The following is a 24,697-nucleotide window of genomic DNA, read 5'->3' on the forward strand; positions in this document are numbered from 1 at the left end:
CGGAGGCTATCCGGTGACCGGCGGTTGTTTCGAGTGGCCGGTGGCGCCGGTCAGGCGGGCAGCGCGGCCAGCCAGTCGGTCAGCAGCCGGTTGGTGTCCTCGGGGCGTTCCTGCTGGAGCCAGTGGCCGCAGCCGTCCAGGAGGTGCGAGGCGGTGAGGCCGGGCAGGGTTTCGGGGTAGGCGGCGATGGCGTCGGACAGCCAGGTGGTGGAGGCGTCCAGGGCGCCGCCGAGGAACAGGGCGGGCTGCTCGACGGGGGCGCCGTGGTGTCCGGCGAGGTCGGCCCAGTCGCGGTCCATGTTCCGGTACCGGTTCAGGGCGCCGGTGAGACCGGTCCGCTCGAACTCCCCGGCGTAGACGTCGAGGTCCGCCTCGGTGAGCCAGGCGGGCCGCCGCCCGGCCGGGAAGCGGTCGCGCAGGGTGCCGCCCCGGGCGACGAAGTGCGGGTCGGGGGCGCCGGGCGCGGGCATGGTGTCGCCGGACAGGGCGGCGTAGAAACCGGCCAGCCAGCCGCGTACGTCGGGCTCGATCTCCGCCTCGGCGCGGCCGGGCTCCTGGAAGTACGAGACGTAGAACTCCTGCTCGGCCTCCGGGCCGCCCATCGAGGCGAACACCTCGCTGGGCCGGGGCCCGCCCGGCGGCGTGTACGGGACGCTGAGCAGGCCGACCGCGCGGAAGACGTCGGGCCGCAGCAGCGCCGAGGCCGCGGCGATGTTCGCGCCCCAGTCGTGGCCGACGACCACCGCTTCCCGCTCCCCCAGCGCCTCGACCACGGCGACGTTGTCGGCCACCAGGTCGAGCATCCGGTACGCCGCAGGATCGGCGGGCCGGGAGGAACGCCCGTAGCCGCGCACGTCGAGCGCGACGGCGCGGAAACCGGCGGCGGCCAGGGCGGGCAGCTGGCGGCGCCATGAGTACCAGGACTCCGGGAAACCGTGCACCAGGAGGACCAGCGGGCCGGTGCCCTGCTCGACCAGGTGGACACGGCCGGCCGGGCCGGGTACGAGGCGGTGGACGGGGGCGGTCGGGGACTGCTCGGGCATGGGTCCTCCCGGACGTGCGGAGATCGCTTTCAGGAGCCCTGGATCGGCCTCCCGGCAGCGATCCTGGAACGCCGGCCACGGGCCCGACCAGGTTTGTTGCCGACCTGGCAACAGCCCGCGCGGTACTACGCCTGCCCTACGCCTGCCCGGTACTACGCCCCCCGGTACTGCCCCCACGCGGCACTACGCCCCCTCGGCCAGCTCCACCTGGATCTCGACCTCCACGGGCGCGTCCAGCGGCAGCACCGCCACGCCGACCGCGCTGCGCGCGTGCACGCCCTTGTCGCCGAAGACCTCGCCGAGCAGCTCGCTGGCGCCGTTGAGCACGGCGGGCTGTCCGGTGAAGTCGGGGGCGGAGGCGACGAAGCCGACGACCTTCACCACGCGCGCGACGCGGTCGAGATCACCGGCGACGGACTTCACGGCGGCCAGGGCGTTCAGCGCGCAGGTGCGCGCCAGCTCCTTGGCCTCCTCGGGCGTGACCTCACCGCCCACCTTGCCGGTCACCGGCAGCGCCCCGTCCACCATCGGCAGCTGACCGGAGGTGAAGACGTACGCCCCGGACCGCACGGCCGGCTGGTAGGCGGCCAGCGGCGGCACGACCTCCGGCAGCGTGATGCCCAGCTCCGCGAGTTTCGCCTCGACGGCGCTCACGCCTGCTTCTCCCGCTTCAGGTAGGCCACCAGCTGCTCGGGGTTGTTCGGCCCGGGAACGACCTGGACGAGCTCCCAGCCGTCCTCGCCCCAGGTGTCCAGGATCTGCTTCGTGGCGTGGACGAGCAGCGGTACGGTCGCGTATTCCCACTTGGTCATGGGCCGACTGTATCCGCTGTTGTCCACAGCCCTCCGCGTAGGCCGGGCCCGGACTGGTTACGCTCGAATACGTGAGCAGGCTCCAGGTCGTCAGCGGCAAGGGCGGAACCGGCAAGACCACGGTGGCCGCCGCCCTAGCGCTGGCCCTGGCCACGGAGGGGAAGCGGACGCTCCTCGTCGAGGTCGAGGGCCGGCAGGGCATCGCGCAGCTCTTCGAGACCGAAGCGCTGCCTTATGAGGAGCGGAAGATCGCCGTCGCTCCCGGGGGCGGGGAGGTGTACGCCCTCGCCATCGACCCCGAACTGGCCCTTCTGGACTACCTCCAGATGTTCTACAAACTGGGCGGCGCCGGCCGGGCCCTGAAGAAGCTCGGCGCCATCGACTTCGCGACCACCATCGCGCCCGGGGTCCGGGACGTCCTGCTGACCGGCAAGGCGTGCGAGGCGGTCCGCAGGAAGGACCGCGCCGGACGGTTCGTGTACGACTACGTCGTCATGGACGCGCCCCCGACCGGCCGCATCACCCGCTTCCTCAACGTCAACGACGAGGTCGCGGGGCTGGCGAAGATCGGCCCGATACACAATCAGGCGCAGGCCGTGATGCGCGTCCTGAAGTCCCGCGAGACGGCCGTGCACCTGGTGACGCTGCTGGAGGAGATGCCGGTCCAGGAGACCGCCGACGGCATCGCCGAGCTGCGCGCCGCTCGGCTGCCGGTGGGCCGGGTCATCGTCAACATGGTGCGGCCCGAGGTGCTGGACGCCGAGGACCTGGAACGCGTACGGGCCCTCCCGCGTTCCTCCCTCGCCCAGGCGCTGTCGGCCGCCGGGCTCGGCGGGGCGCGGCGGGGCGGGCACGCCGAGCGGCTGGTGGACCCGCTGCTCGACCAGGCCGGGCAGTACGCCGCGCGGTACGAGCTGGAGCAGGAGCAGCGGGCCGTCCTCGGCGCGCTGGACCTGCCGTCGCACGAACTGCCTCTGCTCGTCGAGGGCATGGACCTGGCGGGCCTGTACGAACTCGCCACCGAGCTGCGGAAGCAGGGGATCGCATGAGGCGGAAGCAGGGGATCGTATGAGCCCGAGCCGGCCGGAACCTGACCGTGCCCCCGCGCAGGAGGGCGCGCGGCGGCTGTCCCCCACGCGCGCGCTGGAGATCGATCCGCTGCTGGAGGACCCGGCGACCCGGATCGTGGTGTGCTGCGGTTCGGGCGGCGTCGGCAAGACGACGACGGCGGCGGCGCTGGGCCTCAGGGCGGCCGAGCGGGGCCGCAAGGTGGTCGTGCTGACCATCGACCCGGCCCGCCGGCTCGCCCAGTCGATGGGCATCGACTCGCTGGACAACGTGCCGCGCCGGGTGAAGGGCATCGACGACTCGGCCGGCGGCGAGCTGCACGCGATGATGCTCGACATGAAGCGCACGTTCGACGAGATCGTCGAGGCGCACGCGGACGCCGAGCGGGCGCGGGCGATCCTGTCGAACCCCTTCTACCAGTCGCTCTCGGCGGGCTTCGCGGGCACGCAGGAGTACATGGCGATGGAGAAGCTGGGGCAGCTGCGCTCGCGGGACGAGTGGGACCTGATCGTCGTCGACACCCCGCCGTCCCGCTCCGCCCTGGACTTCCTGGACGCCCCCAAGCGCCTGGGTTCCTTCCTGGACGGCAAGCTGATCCGCGTCCTGCTGGCCCCGGCGAAGGTGGGCGGCCGGGCCGGCATGAAGTTCCTGAACGTCGGGATGTCGATGATGACGGGCGTCCTGGGGAAGGTGCTCGGCGGACAGTTCCTGAAGGACGTGCAGACGTTCGTGGCGGCGATGGACTCGATGTTCGGCGGCTTCCGCACCCGCGCGGACGCCACGTACAAGCTGCTCCAGGCGCCCGGCACGGCGTTCCTGGTGGTCGCGGCCCCGGAGCGGGACGCGCTGCGCGAGGCCGCGTACTTCGTCCAGCGGCTGGCGGCCGAGGACATGCCGCTCGCCGGTCTGGTCCTCAACCGGGTGCACGGCAGCGGAGCCGACCGGCTGTCCGCCGAACGGGCGCTCGCCGCCGCGGAAAATCTTGAGGACGCCGGCATTGTGGATCAGCACGGAGGGAAAGCTGAGGTTCGTAACTCTCCCGACACAGACGGCAGTTCCGGCTCCCCCCTGGAAATCGAGGACGCGGAGTACGCCGAGGACACCGAGACGGACGCCGAGACGGACCCTGACGGCACCCGGACCGACGCGGACGGCACCGGGACCGGCCCGGAACGCTCCGTCGACCAGCTCGCCGCGGGCCTGCTCAGGCTGCACGCCGACCGTATGCAGCTGCTCTCCCGGGAGCAGCGCACGCGTGACCGCTTCACCGCGCTCCACCCCGAGGTGGCGGTGACCGAAGTGGCCGCGCTCCCCGGTGACGTCCACGACCTCGCGGGACTGCGGGACATCGGCGACCGTCTCGCGGCGGACCGGCCCGAGCTGCCCGACGCGCGGGTGTGAGGGCCGCGGCGCGTGCCTCAGCCCACGGCCGCGTAGTTCTCGTAGATCTCGTCGTCGTCGAGGGGCACGATGCCGGCTCCTCGCTCGTACTCCGTACGCGCCGTCTCCAGGAGCCGGCGCCAGGAGGTGACGGTGGGCCGCCTGCGCAGCAGTGCGCGGCGCTCCCGCTCCGTCATGCCTCCCCACACGCCGAACTCGACGCGGTTGTCCAGCGCGTCGGCCAGGCACTCGGTCCGCACCGGGCATCCGGTGCACACCGCCTTGGCCCTGTTCTGCGCTGCTCCCTGAACGAACAGTTCATCCGGATCGGTAGTGCGGCAGGCGGCCTGCGCACTCCAGTCGGTTACCCAGCCCATACCGGCGCCGTCCTCTCCCGAATCGAGGCTCCCCCACGGCGGCAGCGGCATATTCACCGCCGCCAGTTGAGGACGTTACGGAAGGTGGGCACAGCGCAACACCCCCAGCGGGCCCAATCTTGAATGGCCCGAACGGACTATGGGTAAGCGGCAGATCACCCGGGGGAGTGAGGTGGCGACATTCAGGGCGAATGCGGCATCGAGGTCGTTTCCCCTGCGCCACAACGGACACCATTCACCACACAAGGCCAATTCGGACACGCGCCGCACCCGCTCCGGCACACGCCCGTACGCCCCGCAACGCTCCGACAGCCCCGCCATCGCGCCCTCGCCGGAAAAAGTCGAGTGGGGGTGGAACGATCCGGCGCCGGCAGGCGTATTGATACATGGCCGTACTGCTGTGACAGTTGAGAGCAGCTTAGGCCAAGGCATATACGTGTGTCCGGCGAATGAGAACGTAGGCTGCCTCCATGGCAAAGAAGCGCTCGGGCGGTGGTCTGTCACCTGCGCAGCAGGCCGCCAAGTTCCTCGGTGTCAGTGTGCTCGCGGGAGCCGTCCTGGCGGGCATCGCGCTGCCCGCCGTGGGTGCGCTGGGGCTCGCCGCGAAGGGCTCGGTCGAGAGTTTCGACGAGCTACCGGCCAACATGAAGACTCCTCCGCTGAGTCAGCGCACCACCATCCTCGACTCCGAGGGCGGCACCATCGCGACGGTCTACTCACGTGACCGCACGGTGGTGAGCCTGAAGAACATCTCGCCCTACCTGCAGAAGGCGATCGTCGCGATCGAGGACTCGCGCTTCTACCAGCACGGGGCGATCGACCTGAAGGGCGTGCTGCGCGCGGTCAACAAGAACGCCCGCAGCGGCGGCGTCTCCGAGGGCGCCTCCACCCTCACCCAGCAGTACGTGAAGAACGTCTTCGTCGAGGAGGCCGGCGACGACCCGACCAAGGTCGCCCAGGCCACCCAGCAGACCATCGGCCGCAAGATCCGCGAGCTGAAGTACGCGATCCAGGTCGAGGAGGAGCTGGGCAAGAAGAAGATCCTCGAGAACTACCTGAACATCACCTTCTTCGGCCAGCAGGCGTACGGCGTCGAGGCCGCCTCCCAGCGCTACTTCTCCAAGCACGCCAAGGACCTCACCCTCCCCGAGTCCGCCCTGCTGGCCGGCATCGTCCAGTCGCCCAGCCGGTACGACCCGGTCAACGACGAGGCGGAGGCCACCAAGCGGCGCAACGTGGTGCTCGCCCGGATGGCCGAGGTCGGTGACATCTCCGAGGCGGAGGCCGCCGAGGCGCAGGAGGCACCCCTCGGCCTGAAGGTCAGCACGCCGAAGAACGGCTGCATCACGGCCGTGGACGGCGCGGGCTTCTTCTGCGACTACGTGCGCGAGGTCTTCCTGAGCGACCCGGTCTTCGGCAAGACCAAGGAGGCCCGGGCCAAGATCTGGAACCAGGGCGGTCTGACCATCCGGACCACCCTCGACCCGAGCGCCCAGAAGTCGGCACAGGCGTCGATCAAGGAGCACGTCTACAAGGACGACGAGGTGGCGACCGCCGCCACCATCGTCGAGCCCGGCACCGGCAAGATCCTCGCGATGGGCCAGTCGCGTCCGTACGGCTTCGGCAAGAACGAGACGCAGATGAACCTCTCCGTGGACCAGGCCATGGGCGGCGGCATCGGCTACCAGCCCGGTTCGACGTTCAAGCCGATCGTGGCGGCGGCGGCGATCGAGGGCGGCACCCCGGCGACGAAGTCGTACTCCTCGCCGTACGAGATGGAGTACCCGAGCCCGATCGCGGCCTGTGAGGGCAAGACCTGGCAGAACGACCCGGCCAACCCGGCGAAGCTGGAGAACGAGAACGAGACCGAGGTCGGCCCGTACTCGATGAAGGAAGCGACCGCGAAGTCGGTCAACACCTACTACGTACAGCTGATCAGCGACATCGGCATCTGCCCGGTGACCGAGATGGCGCAGAAGATGGGCGTCGAGCGGGCCGACGGCGGCACGATGCAGCAGGCCCCGTCCATCGCCCTGGGCACCCAGGAGATGTCCCCGCTGACCATGGCGAACGCGTACGCGACCTTCGCCTCGCGCGGCATGTACTGCACGCCCGTCGCCATCGAGTCGATCACCCAGCGCGTCGGTCAGCAGAACAAGTCGCTGGAGGTCCCGAAGTCGACCTGCTCCCGCGCCATGTCGGAGACGACCGCCGACACCATGAACACGCTGCTGCGCGGCGTGGTGGAGGACGGTACGGGTACGGAGGCCGGCCTCGGCAGCCGTCCCAGCGCCGGTAAGACCGGTACGACGGACTTCCGTTACGCGGCCTGGTTCGTCGGCTACACGCCGAACATGGCGGGCGCCGTCTGGGTCGGCGACCCGGCGCACGAGCGGCAGATGGTCGACATCACGATCGGCGGCGTCCCGCACGACAAGGTGTTCGGTGGCGAGGTCCCCGGCCCGATCTGGCGCGACATGATGACCGGCGCCCTGGAGGGCAAGCCCTCGACCGACTTCTCCTACGTCGACATCCCCGACTCCGCCGACAAGGGCCGGGGCGACAACGACGACGACGGTGGCAACGGCGACGACGAGGCCGACGACGGAAACGGCAACGGCAACGGCGGCCCCGATGACGGCGCCACGGCGGACGGCGGCACCGGCGACGGCGGCACGGGCGACGACGGCGACGTGAACCTCATCGGCGACCTGGGCAACGGCGGCAACTGGGGCGACATCTTCCGGGGCCAGGGCAACGGCGGCGGACGCGGCTGAGGCACCCACCGGACCGACGACGGCCCCTTCACCCTCCGGGAACCGGGAGGTGAAGGGGCCGTCGCGTGTCTGCCCTGGACGTCTGTGGACGTCTGTCGGTCGGTCTGCCTGTCCGTCTGTCTGCCGGCTGCAGTGGATACGGCAGCCGGCCCCGTACGGGTGTCCGTCCGTCCGCTCAGCCGGCCAGCAGCTTCTTGACCGCGGCGGCGACCCGGCCGCCCTCGGCCAGCCCGGCCACCTTCGGGTTCACGATCTTCATGACGGCACCCATGGCCCGCGGCCCCTCGGCACCGGCCGCCTTCGCCTCCTCGACGGCCTGCGCGACGATCGCGTTCAGCTCGTCGTCGCCGAGCTGCTTGGGCAGGTAGGCGGCGAGCACCTCGCCCTCGGCCTTCTCCCGCTCGGCGCTCTCGGCCCGGCCGCCCTGCGCGAAGGCGTCCGCGGCCTCCCGCCGCTTCTTCGCCTCGCGGGCGATCACCTTCTGCACCTCGTCGTCGGAGAGCTCGCGCTTGGTGGTCCCCGCGACCTCTTCCTTGGTGATCGCGGAGAGGGTCAGCCGCAGCGTGGAGGAGCGCAGCTCGTCACGCTCCTTGATCGCGGCGTTGAGGTCGTCCTGCAGCTTCGACTTGAGGGTGGTCATGCCGTCGATTGTCGCAGGTACGGGAGGCTGGACGCCCGCCTATTTGCCGCGTGGGGCCCGGTGGGGCCGGGCGGCGGACGGAAGTTGTCCACAGGCGGACATGGCTCCCCGCCGGCATCTGACACGATGGTCGTATGCGCGCGCGATACGGAGTGCCCTTGTCCATCGCGGCGGCTGGCGCCGCCGGTCTGGTCTACGCCGCGGGCTTCGAAGCCCGCTCCTTCCGCCTCCGAAGGGTGACGGTCCCCGTCCTGCCTTCCGGCATGCGTCCCCTCCGCGTGCTCCAGGTCTCCGACATCCACATGGTCCGCGACCAGCGCAAGAAGCAGCGCTGGCTGCGCTCGCTGGCCGGCCTGCGCCCCGACTTCGTGATCAACACCGGGGACAACCTCTCCGACCCCGAGGGCGTCCCCGAGGTCCTGGACGCGCTCGGCCCCCTGATGGAGTTCCCCGGCGCGTACGTCTTCGGCTCCAACGACTACTACGGCCCCCGGCTGCGCAACCCCGCCCGGTACCTGCTGGAGAAGGTCCAGGGCCGCCACGGCCTCAACGGCAACCCGCCGGCCGTCGACGTCGTCCACAACCCGTGGGAGGACCTCCGCGACACCTTCGACGCCGCGGGCTGGCTGGACCTCACCAACACCCGGGGCACGCTCAAGGTGGACGGCGTGTCGATCGAGCTGACCGGCCTGGACGACCCGCACATCAAGCGGGACCGGTACGCGGAGGTGGCCGGCGGCCCGTCCGGCTCGGCGGACTTCTCGATGGGCGTGGTGCACGCCCCGTACCTGCGCGTCCTGGACGCCTTCACCGCCGACGCGTACCCCCTGATCCTGGCCGGCCACACCCACGGCGGCCAGCTGTGCATCCCCTTCTACGGTGCCCTGGTCACCAACTGCGACCTGGACACGGACCGCGTCAAGGGCCTCTCCACGCACACGGCCGAGGGCCGCACGTCCTACCTCCACGTCTCGGCGGGCTGCGGCACCAACCGCTACACGCCGGTCCGCTTCGCCTGCCCCCCGGAGGCGACGCTGCTGACGCTGGTGGGCCGCGAGTAGGACAACCAGCACCACCCTGGGGCGGTACGGCCGACACCCCGCCGTAACCCACACAGCCCACCCGTATCGCCCCCTTCGCCCTCCTTCCCTACGTTGAGGGCATGACCGCACCGATACCCAGGGACATCCCGGACCTGCCCGCGGTCCCGGGCCCGCCCGCGCTGCTGCCCTCACCGGTCCCGGCCACGGCCGTGGTGACCCCGGTACGCCGCCCCCTGGTGGCCGTCTTCCGCCTGCTGACGGCCACCCTGGCCGCGGCGGGCGTCACGATCGAACTCTCCCTCGCCGGCCCCGCCACCCCGGCCCTGAGCCACTTCACGGTCCAGAGCGGCATCCTGCTGGCCGTCGTCCTCCCCCTCTCGGCCCGCCGAGCCTGGACGGCCGCCCACCCCCTGTCCCCCGCCCTGACCGGCGCGGCCCTGCTCTACACCGTGTCCTCGGCCCTGGTGCACCACACCCTCCTCGCCAACCCGGCCAGCCCCTACGCCCTCCCCGACGCCCCCACCGGCTGGCACGCGGTCGCCGCCCACCTCCTCTACACCGCCCTGCCCCTCGCCGCCACCGCCGACTGGCTCCTCCTGACCGTCCCCGGCCGCCTCCGCCTCCGCCACACCGTCGCCTGGATGCTGTACCCCCTGGCCTACCTGGCCTTCTCCCTGGGCCGCGGCGAGCTGCTCATCCCCGACAGCACAGCCCGCTACCTCTACCCCTTCCTCGACGTCGACCAGCACGGCTACAAGGGAGTCCTCGGCAACGCCCTCCTCCTGGGCCTGTCCCTCTACGCCCTGTCCGCCCTCCTCGTCGCCCTGGACCACACCCGCCCGAACCCCCTGCGCCGGCCCTGCTGAATCGGATTTCGTCTCCGGCGCGCGGTGGGCTAAAGTAAACGACGTCGCCGCGACAGCGACGACACTCGGGGTGTGGCGCAGCTTGGCAGCGCGCTTCGTTCGGGACGAAGAGGTCGTGGGTTCAAATCCCGCCACCCCGACAGAGAAACACCAGGTCAGGCCCGGTGCTGAGAGATCAGCACCGGGCCTGATTTGCTTTGTGGCCCCGTTTCGGGAGCCGTTTGGGAGCCAACTTCCAGAACCGGCTCCCCGGCGGCTCCCAGCGAGCGGCCGTCCGCCGTCCAGCCCGCTCTTTGCCGCTCACGCTGGGAAAGGGTCATCCCTACGGTTGTGCGAGGCCGATCACAGGCGGTACGACGATCGCCATGCACCGATGGTCTCCGTTAAACGACCGGCAGCTCGCACTCCTCACCCGCATCGGGGACGGAGCCGACCCCGTCACGTCGGACAGCCCAGACGCACAGGTTCGAGCCATCCGGTGAGCTGGAACTGCTGATCAGTGAGCACTCGGGCCACGGCCACAGCTACGGCTGGAAGAAGGAATGGGCCGACACCGCCAAGAAGCCGTTGGAGGAGCAGGTCGATTCGGCCTTCCGGGCACTTAACTCTGTCCGTTGAACAGCGAAGCTAGTCGATCGGATGCCGCTGACAGCGACGACTAACCTCGTTGTCAAAGCGGTAGGAACCCCGAGCTGGAGGGCGCGCCTAGTGGGTGACCGTCCACGGGACGTTCGGCAGGTTCGCCGCGAACCACCCGTCGGCCAATTCCAGCACTCGGTCAGTGTGCACGGCATCGAAATGGCATCGGATCCAGCCGTTGTGCCACCGAACCGGGTCGTGCCGGCCTGGCGTGCTCAGAACCATGAGACCAAAAGAGGACGTCGGCGCGCCGTCGTCCCTCTGGTCAGCTACCCCACAGACCCGGACGCCTTGCAGGTCATCAGCCGCCGAGAGTCCCCATGCACGTCATGCACCGGCTCGTCGCCTGCAGCTGCGTGTTCCCACCAGTGGCGATGGCAGGGTTGCCTTCGCTGATGCGGTCCCAATCTCCGGGAGACGGATCGAGAATCCAACCCCACTTCGGGGACCGCACCTCGTCTTCTGTCATGTGATCGCACGCGCCTGGAACGTGCGCCTTACCATTCTGTTTGATCAGGATGGCGTTGCCGGGGAACCGCCGCCACTCCTGTCGAACACGCCTTCCCTCCGGGTGTGCCTTGGGCACGCTGCCATCAGGAGGGCAGGCGCACCCCATGCCGATGATGTTGTCGCATCGCTCGCAGCGCACCTCTTTCATGTGGGCAAGTGTCCCATCTGAGAGTGTGCAGCCGACGCGTAACTGTGATGAGGAGCGCGAAACGACACCTTCGTTTCCCCGAACAAACGGCGACCCCGACACCACTCCGGAGAAGCCGTAGGTCATTCGGCCGAAAGCAGGTGCCGGGTTTCCTCGGCGCACCCCCACGACAGCGTGACGCCAGCACCTCCGTGCCCGTAGTTGTGCACGACCACGGTGCCGTCCTCCCGCACCTCTTCCTCCACACGGACCGTGGCGCGGGTCGGTCGCGCGCCGATCCGGTGCTCCAGGACACGGGCCTCGGCGAGGCGGGGCTCGACCTCGGCGCAGCGGGCGAGGATGCCGACCGCCGCCTTGTCGTCGGGGGCCAGATCGCCCTCGCCCTCGATCGCTGTGCCACCCAGGACGACGGTGTCACCGTGAGGATAGAAGCACAGCAGATCGGGCGAGAGACCGGTGTCCTCCGAGAAGAACTCGGTCAGCCCGGGGTTGGTGACGACGACGTGCTGACCGCGGATGGGCCGGAGGTCAGGGTCCGGAACCAGGTCGCACGCCCCGAGGCCCGCGCAGTTGACGATCGCCGAAGCCGGACCGGCGTCCGAGAGCGAAGTCAGCCGTCGCTGCTCGACCACACCGCCGGCGTCGCGGAGCCGGTGCAGGAGGTAGTCGAGGTAGGTGGGCATGTCGATCAGTGGCACGGTGAACCGGTAGCCCGCTGTGAACCCGGCCGGGAGTTCGCCCCGCTCGCACGGTCGGAAACCTGGCAAGGTGGTGGCCCAGTCCGGCACGGCTTCGGCTGTGCGGGACGCTTCGATGCCACTGGTGAGCCGGACGCCCGTCGCCGGGTTCTGGGCCAGCTCCCGGAAGATCTCAAAGGATCGCTGTCCCCACTGGTCGACTTTGTCCTTCGGCTCGACCAGGTAGGGCCCCCACATCGCCCCGGCCGCCAGTGACGTGGCCCCCGGCACCTGCTCGGCGATCACGTGCACCGAAGCCCCGGCCTCGGCGAGAACGACGGCCGTGGTGAGCCCAGCCACCCCGGCCCCGACAACGAGAACGCGCTCCCCTGCGGTCATGAACCTGACCCTAGCGGCCGGGTTGCGTCGATGGGGCGTGTTGGGCGAGGGCGTTCTCCAGGGCTGGCAGGAAGCCGCGCACGTGAGGGTTGCGCTGTCGGCGACGGAGGTCGGCGGCAAGCTGGTGGAGCAGCGCCGCGCTGCGCGGCGAGCGGACGGCATCAAGGCGATCGGCGGCGATCTGGCCGATCTCGCAGGCTGCCTCCAGGTCTCCCTGCGTGTTGTGGCCCAGGGCCAACCAGGCTCCCTCGAACAGGGCTCGGCGCTGGCTCGGGTCGCCGCGCGGGACGTCGTACGCCCCGGTTCTGAGCATCTCGGTCCCTTGGGCGAGGAAGCGGCGGCTCTTCTTTCCGCTCTCCGCCTTCTGATGTGCACGACCCATCTGGATGAGGCCGTAACCGGCCTGGCAGTCCAAGTGGTTGTCGGTGAGGAAGTACATCCAGCGGGGCTCTTCTTGGCGGCCGTCCCGACTTGCGATCAGTTCGCGGGCAGCGCCACGAGTGTGGGCGAAGTCGTTGTCACGGCCGGCAGCGGCATAGGCGTACGCGAGTCGGGACAGGACAGATGCCCGGACGGCCAGCGGGGCGGCGTCGCTTGCCCGGCGGGCGGCCTCACCGAGCGCAATGGCGTCCGCGGGGTGTCCTCGACTCGCCGCCTGGAAGGAGAGGTCGCCCAGGATGTGGGCGCACAGGGGGAGATCATTGACCTGATGGGCAGCCCGAAGCGCCGTGACGAAGTAGCGCTGCGCCAGTCCGTGGTCGGCCGCGTCGAAGGCCATCCAGCCGGCCAGCTGGCCGATCTCCGCGAGCGCACGGATCAGACGGCTCGCGACAGCCGGAGGGTGGCCGCCTTCGCGAATCAGCAGTCCGACAGCCCGGAACTGCGCTCCAACGTAGGGCAGATGACGTGCCCCTCCGTGCTCGTCATCGAGCAACTGGAGCATGGGGAGATGCTGCTCCACTTGGTCCACGAGCGGATCGGTGCCGAGCGACGACGTCATTCGAGGCGTGTACTGACCGCGTCCCGCGGTGCCGTCGAGGTACTGGGCGACGATCGCGAGGAGTCCCGCGCCCGAGATCGCGAGGAACCGGCGACGGTCGACGAGCCCTCCCATCACCCAGTCCTCCACGATCGCCTCCATGCCCTGCGCGGTCCAAGGTCGCGCGAGATCCGTGTTCGCGGGGACCAGCGCTGACGAGTCGCCCACACGGCCCTGCCACAGCTCGGCCACCGAGACATTCCTACCCAGCTCCTGGGAGAGCACGTAGGCGGCCATCATCGGCAACGGCGAGCGCGGCAGGGCGCCGGCGTCCCGCCAGTGGTACGGCGCCGACTCGGCCACCGTCCCCGCGCCGAACACTCGGTTGAGCTTGCGAGCGAGCGCCTTCGGGCTCCACCCGAGTTCGTCGAGGCACCCCGCCAGTACGACGTTGGGCTCGCCTGTCTGCGGTGCCACGTGCGACCACCCTTCGCTCCAGTGGTTCGTCCATCACTTCGCAGCCCCCATGGTGATGCCCCTGGGCGGACGATTCACCACCGTCACATGGAAGTTGACCGAGTTGACCCACTGATCGGGTCCTGCCTGACCATCCCCCTCCTGTGTTCTTGGATCTCGGCGGAGGCGCCTGTCTTCCGAGCCGACGGAGAAAGAGGTGGGCCTTGAGACAGCACACGAGCACCTCCCCAGGCCGACCGGGCGATGTGCTGGACCGTGACGCCGAACGACCGACCTCCGCCCCCGGACGCGGGCTCGTCGCTGGCGATGGCACAACCACCCTGATCACGGATCTGCCGTACGGACCAGAAGCGGCCGAGGTCGCCCGGGGTGCCGTGACGCTGGCGCTGCGTGGCACTGAGACGGACGTACTTGCTGACGGCCGCCTGATCGGGTCGGAGCTCGCGACGAACGCCTTCGTCTCGGGCAGTCCGCCGTTGGTTCTGTGCGTCGACCGCAGGAGTCTGGCCAGCGGCGGCCTGGAGATCGAGATCACCGTCACCGACGGCGGCTGTTCCCGACCCGCACCCGCTTCTCCTACCGCTCCCGACGAGCAGGCCGAATCAGGTCGGGGACTGCTCATCGTCGATGCCTTGGCCGATGCCTGGTCGCTGACAACTGGCACCAACGGCTCTCGTGCCTGGTGCCGCCTCACCCACAAGCCCTGCCCTTCGTCTGCCGGCGCCTGATGTCCAAGCCTGCCCAAACCCGTCCTCCAAGGAGGCACCACACAGTGCGCATCGACCATGCGAGTCCGCCACCCCACCCACGGCCGCACCGGAGGCCGCTCGCCAGCCCCGGGTCGTCGTCGCTCTCCACGAGGGCTTCTACGGCGCGGAATCGGGCACCGGCTTCAGCAACCGCGCCTTCCTCACGGCACTGGCCCGGCTCCTGCCGGCAGGCCGCCTCTCAGTGATCACGCCGCACGTGCCCGAGACCGCGGGAGCGCACGATCAGCGGTGGGCCGGCGAGGTGCGGCAGATGCTGCGGCAGGCCGCGGCCGAGGTCATCACGATCCCGAAGGTCAACGCGCCGCCGGACTCGGTCCGCGGCTCGGTTCAGCTGTGCGACCTGGCGGGCGAGGCGGCCATACGCGTCGCCGCGCGGGCGGGCCGGTGCCTCCTCGTCGGCCTCGACATCCCGCTCCTCGGGCTCGCGCCCTACACGTCGCCGACCACGGACCTGCTGCTCGTGCCCCGCTCCACGACCGCGCTGACGCGGCCCAAGGACGTCTCCCGCGTCCGCTGGGAGCGGGACGCCCTGCGGGCGGCGACACTCCGAGGTGCGCGCGTCGGGGCTATCTCCTCCCACATGCGAGGCCACCTCGTCGTCAACTACGCCGTCCCTCGGTCGAGCATCGTGAGCATCCCGAACGGACTGATCCGTGAGGAGATGGTCAGGCCGACCACGGCTCTGCCGCTGCCTTTCAAGGCCCGCGCCGGATTCCTTCTCGCCATGGGCCGCGCAGTCCCGACGAAAGGCTTCGAAGATCTCCTGGAGGCGTTGCGCCTGCTGAAGGAACGCGGTGTCCCCGTTCCTCACCTGCTGCTGGCCGCCGTGACCTCGGAGGGACACAAGCACCTCTCCTCGTACCAGCAGGACCTGGCGGCACACATCCGCACGCACGATCTGGACGCGACTCTGATCACTCGCTTCACCCCCGCGATTCGTGCCTGGCTGCACAGCCCGGCCCTGGGCGCGGTCATCGTTCCCTCTCGCGAGGAACCCTTCGGCCGGATACCCCTGGAGGCGTTCGCAGCCGGTGCGGGCCCGGTGGTCGCGACCACGGCCGGCGGCCTGGCTCAGACCGTCATCGAGGGCGAGACCGGCTTCACGGCCGCACCGCAGGACCCCAGGTCCCTGGCATCCGCCCTGCACCGGGCCCTGACCATCCTGCCCCGCGAACGCGATCGACTCCGGAGCGCCGGGGCGGCCCTGGTGCGCTCCCGCCACGACTACGAGGCCAGCGTCGGTTCCGTCATGGACCGCATCGCCCCTTGGGCGCTGGCCCAGTCAGCCACCGCGGAGGGCCGCGCGCGATGAACCAGCCGGTGGTGCTGATCAGCCTGGAGTCCCCGCACTCCTTCTGGCGGCTGTCCTCCGAGCACGAGCGTGCGCTGTCCGCCGCCTTCCCCGGCGTCGAGTTCCGCAGGGCGACCGAGGAGGCCGTGCCGCACCAGCTGGCCGACGCACACGTCTACTTCGGGTGGCGATTCGCGCCCTCGTGGCTGTTCGCCGCGCCACATCTGAAGTGGATCGCTTCCCCGGCCGCCGGCACCGACCATCTGCCCGTCGCCGAGGCGCACTCCGTCGGGGTGGCCCTGACCCGCTCGTACGGCTTCCACGGCAGGCCCATGGCCGAGCACGCCATGGGCCTGGTCCTGGGCTTCTCCCGCGGGCTGTTCACCAGCCAGCGCGTCCAGCAGAACCGTGCCTGGTGGAAGGACGACCTGGCCGAGGAGTTCTTCGACCTGGCGGGGGCGACGATGACCATCGTCGGCTGCGGCAGCGTCGGACGCCACCTTGCCCAGGCCGCCCGGGCCTTCGGCATGAACGTCATCGGAGTGCGCCGGACACCACCTGCGGCTTCCGAGGACGGGATCACGTGGGTGCACACGACGGCGGTGCACCAGGCGGTGTCCATCGCTGACGTCGTGGTCAATCTGCTGCCCGCGACCCCTGACACGCACCGCTACTTCGACCACGACCTCTTCTCGGCGTGCAAGCCCCGCTCTCTCTTCCTCAACCTCGGCCGCGCGGCAACCGTCGACCAGTCGGCCCTCCTGGCCTCCCTCGACACCGGCCACCTGCGCGGCGCGGCCCTGGACGTGTTCGACCCGCAACCGCTGCCTGCACGCCATCCGCTACGGCTCCACCCCCGGGTCGTACTCACCCCGAAAAGCTCGGTGTTCTGCCGCGCGTACATGGACGAGGCGGTGGCGTTCTTCGCCGACAACCTGCACCGCTACCTCTCGGGCCAGCCCCTCAACGGCCTGGCCGAGACGCCCGCCACCCGCTCTCCGCTCACAGGAGGCTGACCAATGCCCACCGCAGACCACGACGACCTGGCTGCCACCTTCGCCGCCGCAGGCCGCAACCACCCCTACCTGGCCTTCACCCTGAACTCGCTCTGCAACCTGGACTGCGTGTTCTGCAAGCCCCGGTGCATGCCGGACTACGGGCACAAGGACTGGCCCCTGACCGCCTCCGACTACGCGGCCATCGCCACCGAGGCCGGGGCCTGGGAGATCAGGAAGGCGCACTGCTCCGGCGGTGAACCGACCCTCCGAGCCGACATCCTCGACGTCATCGCGGGGCTCGCCGACGGCCTCGGGCCCGACGCCGCGATCGGCATGACCAGCCACGGCAACCTGCGCCGGGGGCTGAGCGTCGAACAGCTCCACGACGCCGGCCTGACCTACCTCAACCTCAGCCTCCACAGCCTCGACCCGGCGCGATCCGCCGCGATCATGGGCGGGGGCGACCCGCGCACCACCCGGAGCACCCTCGTCGCCGCCCTCTCCCTCGGCCTGCGAGTGAAGATCAACTGCGTTCTTCAGCGCACCTACCTGGACGACGCCTTCGCCGTGGCCGAACTCGCCCGCGACCTGCCCGTCGCCGTCCGCCTGATCGAACTCCAGAACATCGGCCCCGCCCAGGCGCTCTTCGACACCGAGTTCATCACCGAGGCAAAGGTCCGCGACCGCCTCCACAAGTGGTTCGCCAACGCCGGCGAAGTCCCCCGGAACCAGCTGGGCGTCCGCAGCCCCGGTCAGTACCTCCGTCCCGACGGGTGGGCAGGATCGATCGGCTTCATCTCCAACTCCAGCTGCGCCACCTGCTCCGATGCCAACCGGATCAAGATCACGCCCACTGGAGTGGCGCGACCCTGCATCCTGCACAACCGGGACATCCCGCTGAAGCCCCACCTCGCCAGCGGCACCCTCAGGGACGCCTTCGCTCACCTCTTCCAGGCTATGCTCGACCGCAACACCAACGACGCCTGGCAGGGCTTCCACTACGTAGACTACGACCTGCGCTGGGACCGGATGGAGCGCCCCGAAGGCACTCCGGTCCTGCCCCTGCTCCCCGTCCTCCCTACGGAAGCGGCCGGCTCCTCCTGCGCCCGCGCATTCACCGGGGAGCGGTGATGGTCGTGGTCGACGCGCCGCCTCTCTACCAGGATCTCGGCGCTCTGTACGAACGCGAACTGGACGCTCACGACGTCGGGGCCGTGATGCTCACCCACAAGTGGCAGCCGGCCGACCTGCTGGCTCCGCACTCCGACATCGACGTACGCGTCCTCCTTCCACAGGCCCCCGCCGACTGGGAAGAGTGGAACCACCGCCTGGCCGCCGCACACACCGCCGCAGTCGGCCGGGAGGTCTCCCATCGACGTCTCCTGGAGCACCCACCCGGCTTCGCGTTCACCGCGACCGAGACGGACGGGCGACTCGTCTCCGCGCCCGAACTCGCAACCTGGTCACTGATCAGCGGCAGCGCGCGGAACTTCCAACGCTGGAAGGCCCGGGCCCAAATGGCGCCCTGGTGCGAGGTCGATGAGCGGTTCTACCGGGGGATCCTCCAGGCCAGGATGGGGGGCCGATACCAGCTGGCCGCGGACAGCACGGACAACGTGGTCGAGGACATCGGCGCGTACCGGCGCCACTGCGTGGCGTGGCACTACCTCGCCCCGTGCTGGTTCGCTGCCGCCGCACTCGCAACCCGTACCCGCTGCCCCGGAAAGACGGCGGCCCTCACCCAGTGGCGGCCTGAGGGACTGGACGGATACGCCGAGCTGTTCCTCCGGCACTCAGAGAACCGCTCCGATGCCCGCCCACGGGGTCCGCGCCACCTGCTCCGCGCGGCCCATGTAGCTCTGGAGGCGGCCATGCGCCGCGTTCCTGACGGGGCCCGCCCAGGCGGCCAGGGGCATGAGCACGCTCGTATTGACTGGGTGATGACGGCCGGCATGCTCCGTGTACGCGTCGCCCGCTGGTTGTACTACCTTGATCCGCCACCCGGCGTGGCGACTGAGTACCTGATCCGGCGGGAGGCGAAGGAACTCCGCTCCGCCGCGCAAACGCTGACCGTGCTCGCGGCAGACGAGGCGACTGCCGCCCAGCGGCTGGCCGCCCGGATGGCGGCGCTGATCCCCACTGGGCCCACCACCGCAGACACCCTGCGCACAGCCCTCGCGCGCTGGCACCAGCAGAAGACCACCGTCCAGGACTTCCTCAGCTTCACCCCCGAGGACGTCCACCTCTGACCCAAGGAGTCTCGCCAATGACCCCGCGTGCGTCGGTGCCCCGCACCCTCAAAACGGCCAAGGTCAAGATCACCACAAAGTGCAACCGGCACTGCGACTTCTGCATCTTCGCCGACGGCGCCCAGGGCGAGAACATGTCCCTGGACCTGTTCTCCACCATCCTGACCCGGCTGGAGACCATCCCCTTCCAGCAGCTGCACATCAACGGCGGCGAACCCACCGTGCACCGGGACTTCCCGGCGCTCAGCGACGCCGCGCGCAAGCGGCTGCCGGACAAAGTCATGGTCCTGGGCACGAACGCCATCACCCTGGCCCGCAACCAGCCGATCATGGACGCGACCCTCCGCTCCTACGACCAGATCCTCATCGGCTGCGACGACGAACACGGGAACTACGACGAGGTGCACGCCGTCGTGCCCCGCCTCCGCGAAGCCGGCAAGACCGTGGTCGTCAACAGCGTCCTGGAAGGCATCAGTTCCACCCGGCTCAAGCAGCTCGGGACCCTGTGTGAGCAGTACGGCGCCATTCATGTCACCAACCACGTGCACCACGTCGACGTGGGCCAGCCGACGAACGAGCTACGCGGCCTCTGCGACCGCTACCTCGACCAGCACCTGATGATCGAGATGGACGGGTCCTGCTACCGCTGCTTCAACGCCATGGCGAAGGACGACAGCGAGTTCAGCATCTGGGACGAGGACTTCGCGGCCAAGGTGTTCGCGCCGCGCGCCCACCACTTCCGGTTCTGCCTGCGCTGTCACGAGTACACCGACTCCGGCGCCGCACTCGTCCCCACCCTCACCGTCTGATCGGGAGGTACACCACCATGCCCGCAGTCCTCGGACTGAACTTCCACCACGACACGGCCGCCGCGTTAGTCGTAGACGGCCGCCTCTACGCAGCCGAAGAGGAGCGCTGGAGCGGTGTCAAGCACAACCACCCCACCCGCAAAGGCACGCTCACGGCCCCGACCCGCGCGCTCCAGTGGTGCCTGGAGGCCGCCGGCCTCGAACCGGAGGACGTGGACGCCGTCTGGGCCGCCTCCATGCGTCCCAACCCCGCGGCCGGCTGGTGGCTGGCCGAGGAGCGGGAGGAACTCGCCGCCCTCCTGCCCGCGCCGCTCGGCGAACACCTCCGCCTCCTCTCACACCACACGGCCCACGTGCTCTCCGGCTACCTGCTCTCCGGGCACGAGCACGCCGCGGGCCTCGTCATCGACGCCGGTGGCTCCTCCCTGGGATCCGACTTCGGCCCAGGCCGGGAGCGCATCACGGGGTACGACCTGTGGCCTGATCGGATCGACCGCCTCCATCAGGGCATGCCGACCGTCGTGCCGGGCCCGGTGGGGCCTCGGCGCGTCCACTCCTCCCTCGGGCACTTCTACCGGAACCTCGCCCAGAGGGTGATCCCACCCGGCGACGAGCCTGAGGGCAGCATGATGGCGCTCGCCGCTTTCGGCGATCCCCAGCGCTACGGAGCACACATCCGCGAACTGGTCCGGCTCGGCGACGAGGGCGAGATCCGCATCGACCACCCGTGGGGCTCCGCGGACGACAGCACACCGCTGCTGCTCGATGGCCGGGCCTGGACCGCCGACAACGTCGCGGAACAGCCGGAACACAAGCGTGCCGACCTGGCCGCCGCCGTCCAGGAGGTCTTCGCCGAATCGGTCGTCCACATCGCCCGCCACCTGCAACGACTCACTCGGACCTCAGCGTTGGTGTTCTCGGGCGGATGCGCCCTGAACTCCCACCTCAACGGCCAACTGGCCACCGACAGCGGCTTCGACACCCTCTTCGTCGCGCCCGCCCCGCACGACGCTGGCACAGCCGTGGGCGCCGCGCTCTACGGCTGGCACTACCAGCTCGGGCAGGAGTGCCTGCTGGTACCGACTGACGCGGCCTGGGGCCCGAACCCGGGCCCGCTGCCGTCAACGGCGGTGCCGTCCGGCTATCACGCCTTGCCTCACCTCGGGCTCGGGCTGGCGCCCGCAGTGGCGGCACTGCTCGCCGAGCACCGCATCGTCGGCTGGGTGCAGGGACAGCTCGAATTCGGGCCGCGTGCCCTCGGCCACCGCTCGATCCTCGCCCACCCCGGTCACGCCGCAACGAGGAACCGACTCAACGCGATCAAGAAGCGAGCCGCGTACCGCCCGTTCGCGCCGGCCGTCCTCGCCGAGCACGCCACGGAATGGTTCATGTCGGCGGGCGACCCCTTCATGAACCGCGTCGCCACCGTCCGACGGTGCCGAGCCGACCGCATCGCCGCCGTCACCCACCACGACGGCACCGCCCGCGTCCAGTCCGTCGCCGCCGACCACCAGGGCCTGCGCAATCTCCTTGAGCAGTTCCACGACCTCACCGGACTGCCGCTGCTGCTGAACACATCCTTCAACCGCAAAGGCACCCCGATCCTGCGGACCGCTGAGCAAGCCGTGGCAGCGGCGGTGGAGCTGCGCCTCGACGCCCTCGCCCTCGGGGACACCCTGCTGCTAGCCGATCACGTCCCCGACCCCCGTGCCGCGTTCCTTCGTACGAGGTGAGGCGAATGGACCCCATCGATCTCGACCACGTCCTGACCGTGCTCGGTGCCGCCGCGTGGAGCCCGGACGAGCAGTCCCGCGCCCGTGTGGCCGCCGACCTCGCCCTCACGGTCTACGACGGCCACACCCGCGACCAGGGCACGCCTTACCTGAAGCACCCGCTGGCGGTCGTCAGGCTTCTGCGAACGGAGATCGGCATCCGGCGCCCCGAAACCCTCCTCCTCGCTCTCCTCCATGACGCCTTGGAGGTGTCCCCTGAGTCGGAGGCACTGCTCGTCCATCACCTCGGCGGCCCGTTCACCGCTCGCCTGCGTGCCATGACGGCCGACCACCGCCTCGAACAGCGCACGAAGTCCGTCGGCGACGAGACCCGCTGGCGCGCGAAGCAGGCCACGCTCCCACCCGAGGACCTCCTCGTCCGGCTCGCCGACCGCCTGCACAACCTGCGCGACCTCGCCGCGTCCCCGAACCTCGACCGGCGCCGACGGTTCCTCCAGACCCTGGGCGATTTCCACCTCCCCCTCGCCGACGCCGCCCGCGGCTTCGGCCCGCATCTGGAGACCATGCACGCGCGCCTGCACGCCGAGTACGTCCACCACGTACAGGAGGTACGTCCGTGAAACGGGTCGTCTACTCGATGGAGCCGGTCGGCCGGACCGGCGGCCGGGTCTACCTGCGGATGCTCCACGAGGTGACGGCCGGCGACGTGGAATGGCGCACCGTCCCGGACCACAAGCGGACCTACCGGGTCCGCCGCTGGCGCAAGCTCCGCCACCTCGCCCGCCTGGCCCCTTCCATACAGGCCCTGCACGGCACCACCGGCACCTTCGTGTGGGACGACCTGAGCCTGCTGCTGTTCACGCCCGAGATGCGCGCCCGCACGGTGTTCCTCCTGCACCACTACGAGCCGTTGCAACATGACTCCGCCCCCATCGAGGCCATGCTCTGGGAGCGACTGTTCCGCGTTCTGCCGCAGTGCGCCGCCGTCGTGTGCGTCGCCCCGTACTGGGCCGACCAGCTTCGCGCCCGAGGCGTCCGCAACGTACGAGTGATCTACAACGCCTTCGACATGGCCGAAGTAGAGCAGGCACGCGGTTACGACCGGGCCGAGTGCCGCGCCGAGTTCGGCCTACAACCCGACGTGATCGGCGTCTACGCGGGCAAGGCCGTGCACTGGAAGGGAACCGAGGAGGTCTCGGCAGCCCTGGCCGGCGTTCCCGGTCTGCGGGTGATCACCAGCGGCAGCAACACCATCGGCCTCGACAGCGCGCACTACGACGTCGAGCGGAAGCGGTACCTGCGTCTGCTGCGCGCCTGTGACGTCGGCGTCTTCCTCCCACGGATGCGGGAGGGCTGGAGCCGCTGCGCCGCCGAGGCTTTACTCCTCGGCCTGCCCTGCCTCATCCGCCCGGTGGCCGGCCTGGGCGACCTCGCCGCGCTGGCTGGCCAGCCGGCCCCGGACCTCCACCGACTCCCGGCACAGGTCCGGCAGCGCGCGGCGACACGCCATACCGAGGCCAAGGCGGCGTACGAGGCCCTGGCCCGGTTCGACCTGAACTACTTCGGCGACGCCTGGGGCAACCTCCTGGTACAGGTCGCCTGACCGGCGACTAAGCCTGCGCGGCCAGCTTCTTGCTGGCGGCGCCCAGACGGGCGAGCACGCGGTCCCGGCCGAGCAGCTCCATCGACTCGAACAGCGGGAGTCCGATCGTCCGGCCGGTGACCGCGACCCGGATGGGCGCCTGGGCCTGGCCCAGCTTCAGCCCGTGCTTCTCGCCGACGGCGAGGAGAACGGCCTTCAGGTCGTCCGCCTTCCAGACCGCGACGTCGGCCAGCTCGGCGCGGGCGTCCGACAGGATGTCGCCGGCGCCTGCCTTCATCGCCTTGTTCCACGACGCATCGTCCTCGACCGGCTCGTCGAGGAACAGGAAGTCCACATAGCTGGTGATCTCGGAAAGCAGCGCCAGCCGGGTCTGGGCCAGGGAAGCCGCCGCCTCGAAGACGTCCTTGTCGAACGCCTCCGGCCGCCACGGCGCGTACGGGGCGACGAGCCATGGCGCGCAGGCGGCGGCGAACTGCTCCGGTGACAGGGCGCGGATGTACTCGCCGTTGAACGCCGTCAGCTTCTTCACGTCGAAGAAGGCCGGCGCGGTGTTGACGTCCTCGATCCGGAAGAGCTGCTCCAGCTCCTCGTATGGCCTGATCTCCTGGTCGTCGCCCGGGCCCCAGCCGAGCAGCATGAGGTAGTTCACCATCGCCACGGGCAGGAAGCCCTCGGCGAGGTAGTCCTCCAGCGCCACCTTGTCACGGCGCTTGGACAGCTTCTGCCGCTTCTCGTTCACGATCACCGGCAGATGCGCCCACACGGGCGGCTTGGCACCGAGCGCCTCCCACAGCAGCTGCTGCTTCGGCGTGTTCGACAGGTGCTCTTCGCCTCGGATGACCTGCGTGATTCCCTCGTCCAGGTCGTCCACGACGTTGGCGATCAGAAAGACCGGGGACCCGTCGCCACGGGCGATCACGAAGTCCTCGATCGCGCTGTTCGGGAACGCCGGCTCCCCGCGGACCAGGTCGACCACGACAGTCTCACCCTCGTCCGGCGTCCGGAACCGCAGCGCCCGCCCTTCCTCGAAGGCCAGCCCTCGGTCCCGGCAGAACCCGTCGTACCCGAGGTGCTCCGACCCCGTGCGCTCCTTCAGCTGCTCCCGGGTGCAGTCGCAGTAGTACGCCCGGCCGGCCGCGAAGAGCTGCTGAGCCGCTTCCCGGTGCCGGTCGGCGTTGTGCGACTGGAAGTACGGCCCCTCGAAAGCCGCATCCTCGCCATGGATACCGATCGCCGCGAGCGCGCTGATGATGCCCTCGGTCCACTCCGGCTTGTTCCGGGCCGCGTCGGTGTCCTCGATCCGCAGCACGAACCTGCCGCCGGACTGTCGCGCCACCGCCCAGTTGCAGAGAGCGGACCGTGCACCACCGACATGGAACATGCCGGTCGGGGACGGGGCGAAACGAACG

At 70.1% G+C, this 24,697-nt stretch carries 22 protein-coding genes, 1 tRNA gene and 1 pseudogene; 15 read left to right on the forward strand and 9 right to left on the reverse strand.

Translation table 11 applies throughout. From position 1 onward, the window contains the following. Positions 1-50: 50 nt before the first annotated feature. The 3 genes from ACZ3IG_RS30480 to ACZ3IG_RS30490 form a co-directional block, all read right to left on the reverse strand. On the reverse strand, positions 51-1,043 hold the full coding sequence (locus ACZ3IG_RS30480; RefSeq protein WP_467436078.1) for an alpha/beta hydrolase: 993 nt from the start codon (positions 1,041-1,043) through the stop codon (positions 51-53). Between the two features lie 183 nt (positions 1,044-1,226). Continuing rightward, a complete protein-coding gene (locus ACZ3IG_RS30485; protein ID WP_467436080.1) occupies positions 1,227-1,697 on the reverse strand; it encodes a RidA family protein in 471 nt (156 codons plus the stop codon). Beyond that, a complete protein-coding gene (locus tag ACZ3IG_RS30490; protein ID WP_003975360.1) occupies positions 1,694-1,855 on the reverse strand; it encodes a DUF4177 domain-containing protein in 162 nt (53 codons plus the stop codon). Before ACZ3IG_RS30490 ends, ACZ3IG_RS30485 begins: the two co-directional genes overlap by 4 nt. 71 nt (positions 1,856-1,926) lie before the next feature. On the opposite strand from ACZ3IG_RS30490, the gene bagA reads away from it, so the two are divergent. Beyond that, a complete protein-coding gene (gene bagA / locus ACZ3IG_RS30495) occupies positions 1,927-2,904 on the forward strand; it encodes an ATPase BagA (protein WP_467436081.1) in 978 nt (325 codons plus the stop codon). A 19-nt stretch (positions 2,905-2,923) separates the two neighbouring features. Beyond that, positions 2,924-4,324: an ATPase BagB gene (bagB, locus tag ACZ3IG_RS30500; RefSeq protein WP_467436082.1), complete on the forward strand. Its 1,401-nt coding sequence runs from the start codon at positions 2,924-2,926 to the stop codon at positions 4,322-4,324. Positions 4,325-4,341: 17 nt separating this feature from the next. On the opposite strand, the gene wblA is transcribed toward bagB, so the two are convergent. Continuing rightward, positions 4,342-4,680, reverse strand: coding sequence for a transcriptional regulator WblA (gene wblA / locus ACZ3IG_RS30505; RefSeq protein WP_215167322.1), 339 nt, complete (start codon positions 4,678-4,680; stop codon positions 4,342-4,344). 470 nt (positions 4,681-5,150) lie between these two features. Here wblA and ACZ3IG_RS30510 point away from each other — a divergent pair, with 470 nt between their 5' ends. Next, positions 5,151-7,457 carry a transglycosylase domain-containing protein gene (locus ACZ3IG_RS30510; RefSeq protein WP_467436083.1) on the forward strand — a complete coding sequence of 769 codons (2,307 nt, stop codon included), beginning with the start codon at positions 5,151-5,153 and terminating at the stop codon, positions 7,455-7,457. 175 nt (positions 7,458-7,632) lie between these two features. On the opposite strand, the gene ACZ3IG_RS30515 is transcribed toward ACZ3IG_RS30510, so the two are convergent. Next, positions 7,633-8,097, reverse strand: coding sequence for a GatB/YqeY domain-containing protein (locus ACZ3IG_RS30515; RefSeq protein ID WP_403541788.1), 465 nt, complete (start codon positions 8,095-8,097; stop codon positions 7,633-7,635). Between the two features lie 134 nt (positions 8,098-8,231). On the opposite strand from ACZ3IG_RS30515, the gene ACZ3IG_RS30520 reads away from it, so the two are divergent. From ACZ3IG_RS30520 to ACZ3IG_RS30530, 3 genes are all read left to right on the forward strand, one after another. Further along, a complete protein-coding gene (locus ACZ3IG_RS30520) occupies positions 8,232-9,158 on the forward strand; it encodes a metallophosphoesterase (RefSeq protein WP_467436084.1) in 927 nt (308 codons plus the stop codon). 101 nt (positions 9,159-9,259) lie between these two features. Next, on the forward strand, positions 9,260-10,006 hold the full coding sequence (locus ACZ3IG_RS30525) for a Pr6Pr family membrane protein (RefSeq protein ID WP_467436085.1): 747 nt from the start codon (positions 9,260-9,262) through the stop codon (positions 10,004-10,006). Positions 10,007-10,072: 66 nt separating this feature from the next. Beyond that, a tRNA-Pro gene (locus ACZ3IG_RS30530) sits at positions 10,073-10,146 on the forward strand. Between the two features lie 800 nt (positions 10,147-10,946). Here the strand turns inward: ACZ3IG_RS30530 and ACZ3IG_RS30535 are convergent. The 3 genes from ACZ3IG_RS30535 to ACZ3IG_RS30545 form a co-directional block, all read right to left on the reverse strand. Next, positions 10,947-11,303 carry a hypothetical protein gene (locus tag ACZ3IG_RS30535; RefSeq protein ID WP_467436087.1) on the reverse strand — a complete coding sequence of 119 codons (357 nt, stop codon included), beginning with the start codon at positions 11,301-11,303 and terminating at the stop codon, positions 10,947-10,949. Positions 11,304-11,425: 122 nt separating this feature from the next. After that, positions 11,426-12,379 (reverse strand): FAD-dependent oxidoreductase, encoded by a 954-nt coding sequence (locus ACZ3IG_RS30540; protein ID WP_467436088.1) that lies wholly within the window; start codon positions 12,377-12,379, stop codon positions 11,426-11,428. Positions 12,380-12,389: 10 nt separating this feature from the next. Then, on the reverse strand, positions 12,390-13,835 hold the full coding sequence (locus ACZ3IG_RS30545; RefSeq protein WP_467436089.1) for a carph-isopro domain-containing protein: 1,446 nt from the start codon (positions 13,833-13,835) through the stop codon (positions 12,390-12,392). A gap of 203 nt (positions 13,836-14,038) precedes the next feature. Here ACZ3IG_RS30545 and ACZ3IG_RS30550 point away from each other — a divergent pair, with 203 nt between their 5' ends. The 9 genes and pseudogenes from ACZ3IG_RS30550 to ACZ3IG_RS30590 all read left to right on the forward strand — a co-directional run bounded on the left by ACZ3IG_RS30550 (position 14,039) and on the right by ACZ3IG_RS30590 (position 23,288). Beyond that, entirely contained in the window at positions 14,039-14,563 is a 525-nt protein-coding gene (locus ACZ3IG_RS30550; RefSeq protein ID WP_467436090.1) for an ATP-binding protein, read from the forward strand. Between the two features lie 44 nt (positions 14,564-14,607). Next, positions 14,608-15,917: pseudogene (locus ACZ3IG_RS30555) on the forward strand (glycosyltransferase family 4 protein). Then, positions 15,914-16,912: a D-2-hydroxyacid dehydrogenase gene (locus ACZ3IG_RS30560; RefSeq protein ID WP_467436092.1), complete on the forward strand. Its 999-nt coding sequence runs from the start codon at positions 15,914-15,916 to the stop codon at positions 16,910-16,912. The pseudogene ACZ3IG_RS30555 and the gene ACZ3IG_RS30560 overlap by 4 nt, the downstream one beginning before the upstream one ends. Before the next feature lie 3 nt (positions 16,913-16,915). Then, positions 16,916-18,025, forward strand: coding sequence for a radical SAM protein (locus ACZ3IG_RS30565; protein WP_467436094.1), 1,110 nt, complete (start codon positions 16,916-16,918; stop codon positions 18,023-18,025). Beyond that, complete coding sequence (locus ACZ3IG_RS30570) at positions 18,025-19,143, forward strand: hypothetical protein (RefSeq protein ID WP_467436096.1); 1,119 nt, start codon at positions 18,025-18,027, stop codon at positions 19,141-19,143. Before ACZ3IG_RS30565 ends, ACZ3IG_RS30570 begins: the two co-directional genes overlap by 1 nt. A gap of 17 nt (positions 19,144-19,160) precedes the next feature. After that, entirely contained in the window at positions 19,161-19,952 is a 792-nt protein-coding gene (locus ACZ3IG_RS30575) for a radical SAM protein (protein WP_467436098.1), read from the forward strand. Between the two features lie 17 nt (positions 19,953-19,969). Then, positions 19,970-21,685, forward strand: a complete 1,716-nt coding sequence (locus ACZ3IG_RS30580) for a carbamoyltransferase C-terminal domain-containing protein (protein WP_467436100.1) — start codon at positions 19,970-19,972, stop codon at positions 21,683-21,685. A gap of 5 nt (positions 21,686-21,690) precedes the next feature. Beyond that, a complete protein-coding gene (locus ACZ3IG_RS30585; protein ID WP_467436102.1) occupies positions 21,691-22,305 on the forward strand; it encodes an HD domain-containing protein in 615 nt (204 codons plus the stop codon). Next, positions 22,302-23,288, forward strand: a complete 987-nt coding sequence (locus tag ACZ3IG_RS30590; RefSeq protein WP_467436104.1) for a glycosyltransferase — start codon at positions 22,302-22,304, stop codon at positions 23,286-23,288. The genes ACZ3IG_RS30585 and ACZ3IG_RS30590 overlap by 4 nt, the downstream gene beginning before the upstream one ends. A gap of 7 nt (positions 23,289-23,295) precedes the next feature. Here the strand turns inward: ACZ3IG_RS30590 and gltX are convergent, their stop codons facing one another. Next, on the reverse strand, positions 23,296-24,669 hold the full coding sequence (gene gltX / locus ACZ3IG_RS30595; protein WP_467436120.1) for a glutamate--tRNA ligase: 1,374 nt from the start codon (positions 24,667-24,669) through the stop codon (positions 23,296-23,298). Between the last annotated feature and the right edge of the window lie 28 nt (positions 24,670-24,697).

The sequence above is a fragment of the Streptomyces sp. NPDC016677 genome (genome assembly GCF_055562815.1).

What these genes read in the sequence shown, in the direction of transcription:
- ACZ3IG_RS30560 (WP_467436092.1), top strand. Translation starts at nt 15,914, where the DNA reads ATGAACCAGCCGGTGGTGCTGATCAGCCTGGAGTCCCCGCACTCCTTC.
- wblA (WP_215167322.1), bottom strand. Translation starts at nt 4,680, where the DNA reads ATGGGCTGGGTAACCGACTGGAGTGCGCAGGCCGCCTGCCGCACTACC.
- ACZ3IG_RS30540 (WP_467436088.1), bottom strand. Translation starts at nt 12,379, where the DNA reads ATGACCGCAGGGGAGCGCGTTCTCGTTGTCGGGGCCGGGGTGGCTGGG.
- ACZ3IG_RS30570 (WP_467436096.1), top strand. Translation starts at nt 18,025, where the DNA reads ATGGTCGTGGTCGACGCGCCGCCTCTCTACCAGGATCTCGGCGCTCTG.
- ACZ3IG_RS30535 (WP_467436087.1), bottom strand. Translation starts at nt 11,303, where the DNA reads ATGAAAGAGGTGCGCTGCGAGCGATGCGACAACATCATCGGCATGGGG.
- ACZ3IG_RS30580 (WP_467436100.1), top strand. Translation starts at nt 19,970, where the DNA reads ATGCCCGCAGTCCTCGGACTGAACTTCCACCACGACACGGCCGCCGCG.
- ACZ3IG_RS30480 (WP_467436078.1), bottom strand. Translation starts at nt 1,043, where the DNA reads ATGCCCGAGCAGTCCCCGACCGCCCCCGTCCACCGCCTCGTACCCGGC.
- ACZ3IG_RS30515 (WP_403541788.1), bottom strand. Translation starts at nt 8,097, where the DNA reads ATGACCACCCTCAAGTCGAAGCTGCAGGACGACCTCAACGCCGCGATC.
- ACZ3IG_RS30565 (WP_467436094.1), top strand. Translation starts at nt 16,916, where the DNA reads ATGCCCACCGCAGACCACGACGACCTGGCTGCCACCTTCGCCGCCGCA.
- bagB (WP_467436082.1), top strand. Translation starts at nt 2,924, where the DNA reads ATGAGCCCGAGCCGGCCGGAACCTGACCGTGCCCCCGCGCAGGAGGGC.
- ACZ3IG_RS30510 (WP_467436083.1), top strand. Translation starts at nt 5,151, where the DNA reads ATGGCAAAGAAGCGCTCGGGCGGTGGTCTGTCACCTGCGCAGCAGGCC.
- gltX (WP_467436120.1), bottom strand. Translation starts at nt 24,669, where the DNA reads ATGTTCCATGTCGGTGGTGCACGGTCCGCTCTCTGCAACTGGGCGGTG.
- ACZ3IG_RS30520 (WP_467436084.1), top strand. Translation starts at nt 8,232, where the DNA reads ATGCGCGCGCGATACGGAGTGCCCTTGTCCATCGCGGCGGCTGGCGCC.
- ACZ3IG_RS30575 (WP_467436098.1), top strand. Translation starts at nt 19,161, where the DNA reads ATGACCCCGCGTGCGTCGGTGCCCCGCACCCTCAAAACGGCCAAGGTC.
- ACZ3IG_RS30525 (WP_467436085.1), top strand. Translation starts at nt 9,260, where the DNA reads ATGACCGCACCGATACCCAGGGACATCCCGGACCTGCCCGCGGTCCCG.
- ACZ3IG_RS30585 (WP_467436102.1), top strand. Translation starts at nt 21,691, where the DNA reads ATGGACCCCATCGATCTCGACCACGTCCTGACCGTGCTCGGTGCCGCC.
- ACZ3IG_RS30490 (WP_003975360.1), bottom strand. Translation starts at nt 1,855, where the DNA reads ATGACCAAGTGGGAATACGCGACCGTACCGCTGCTCGTCCACGCCACG.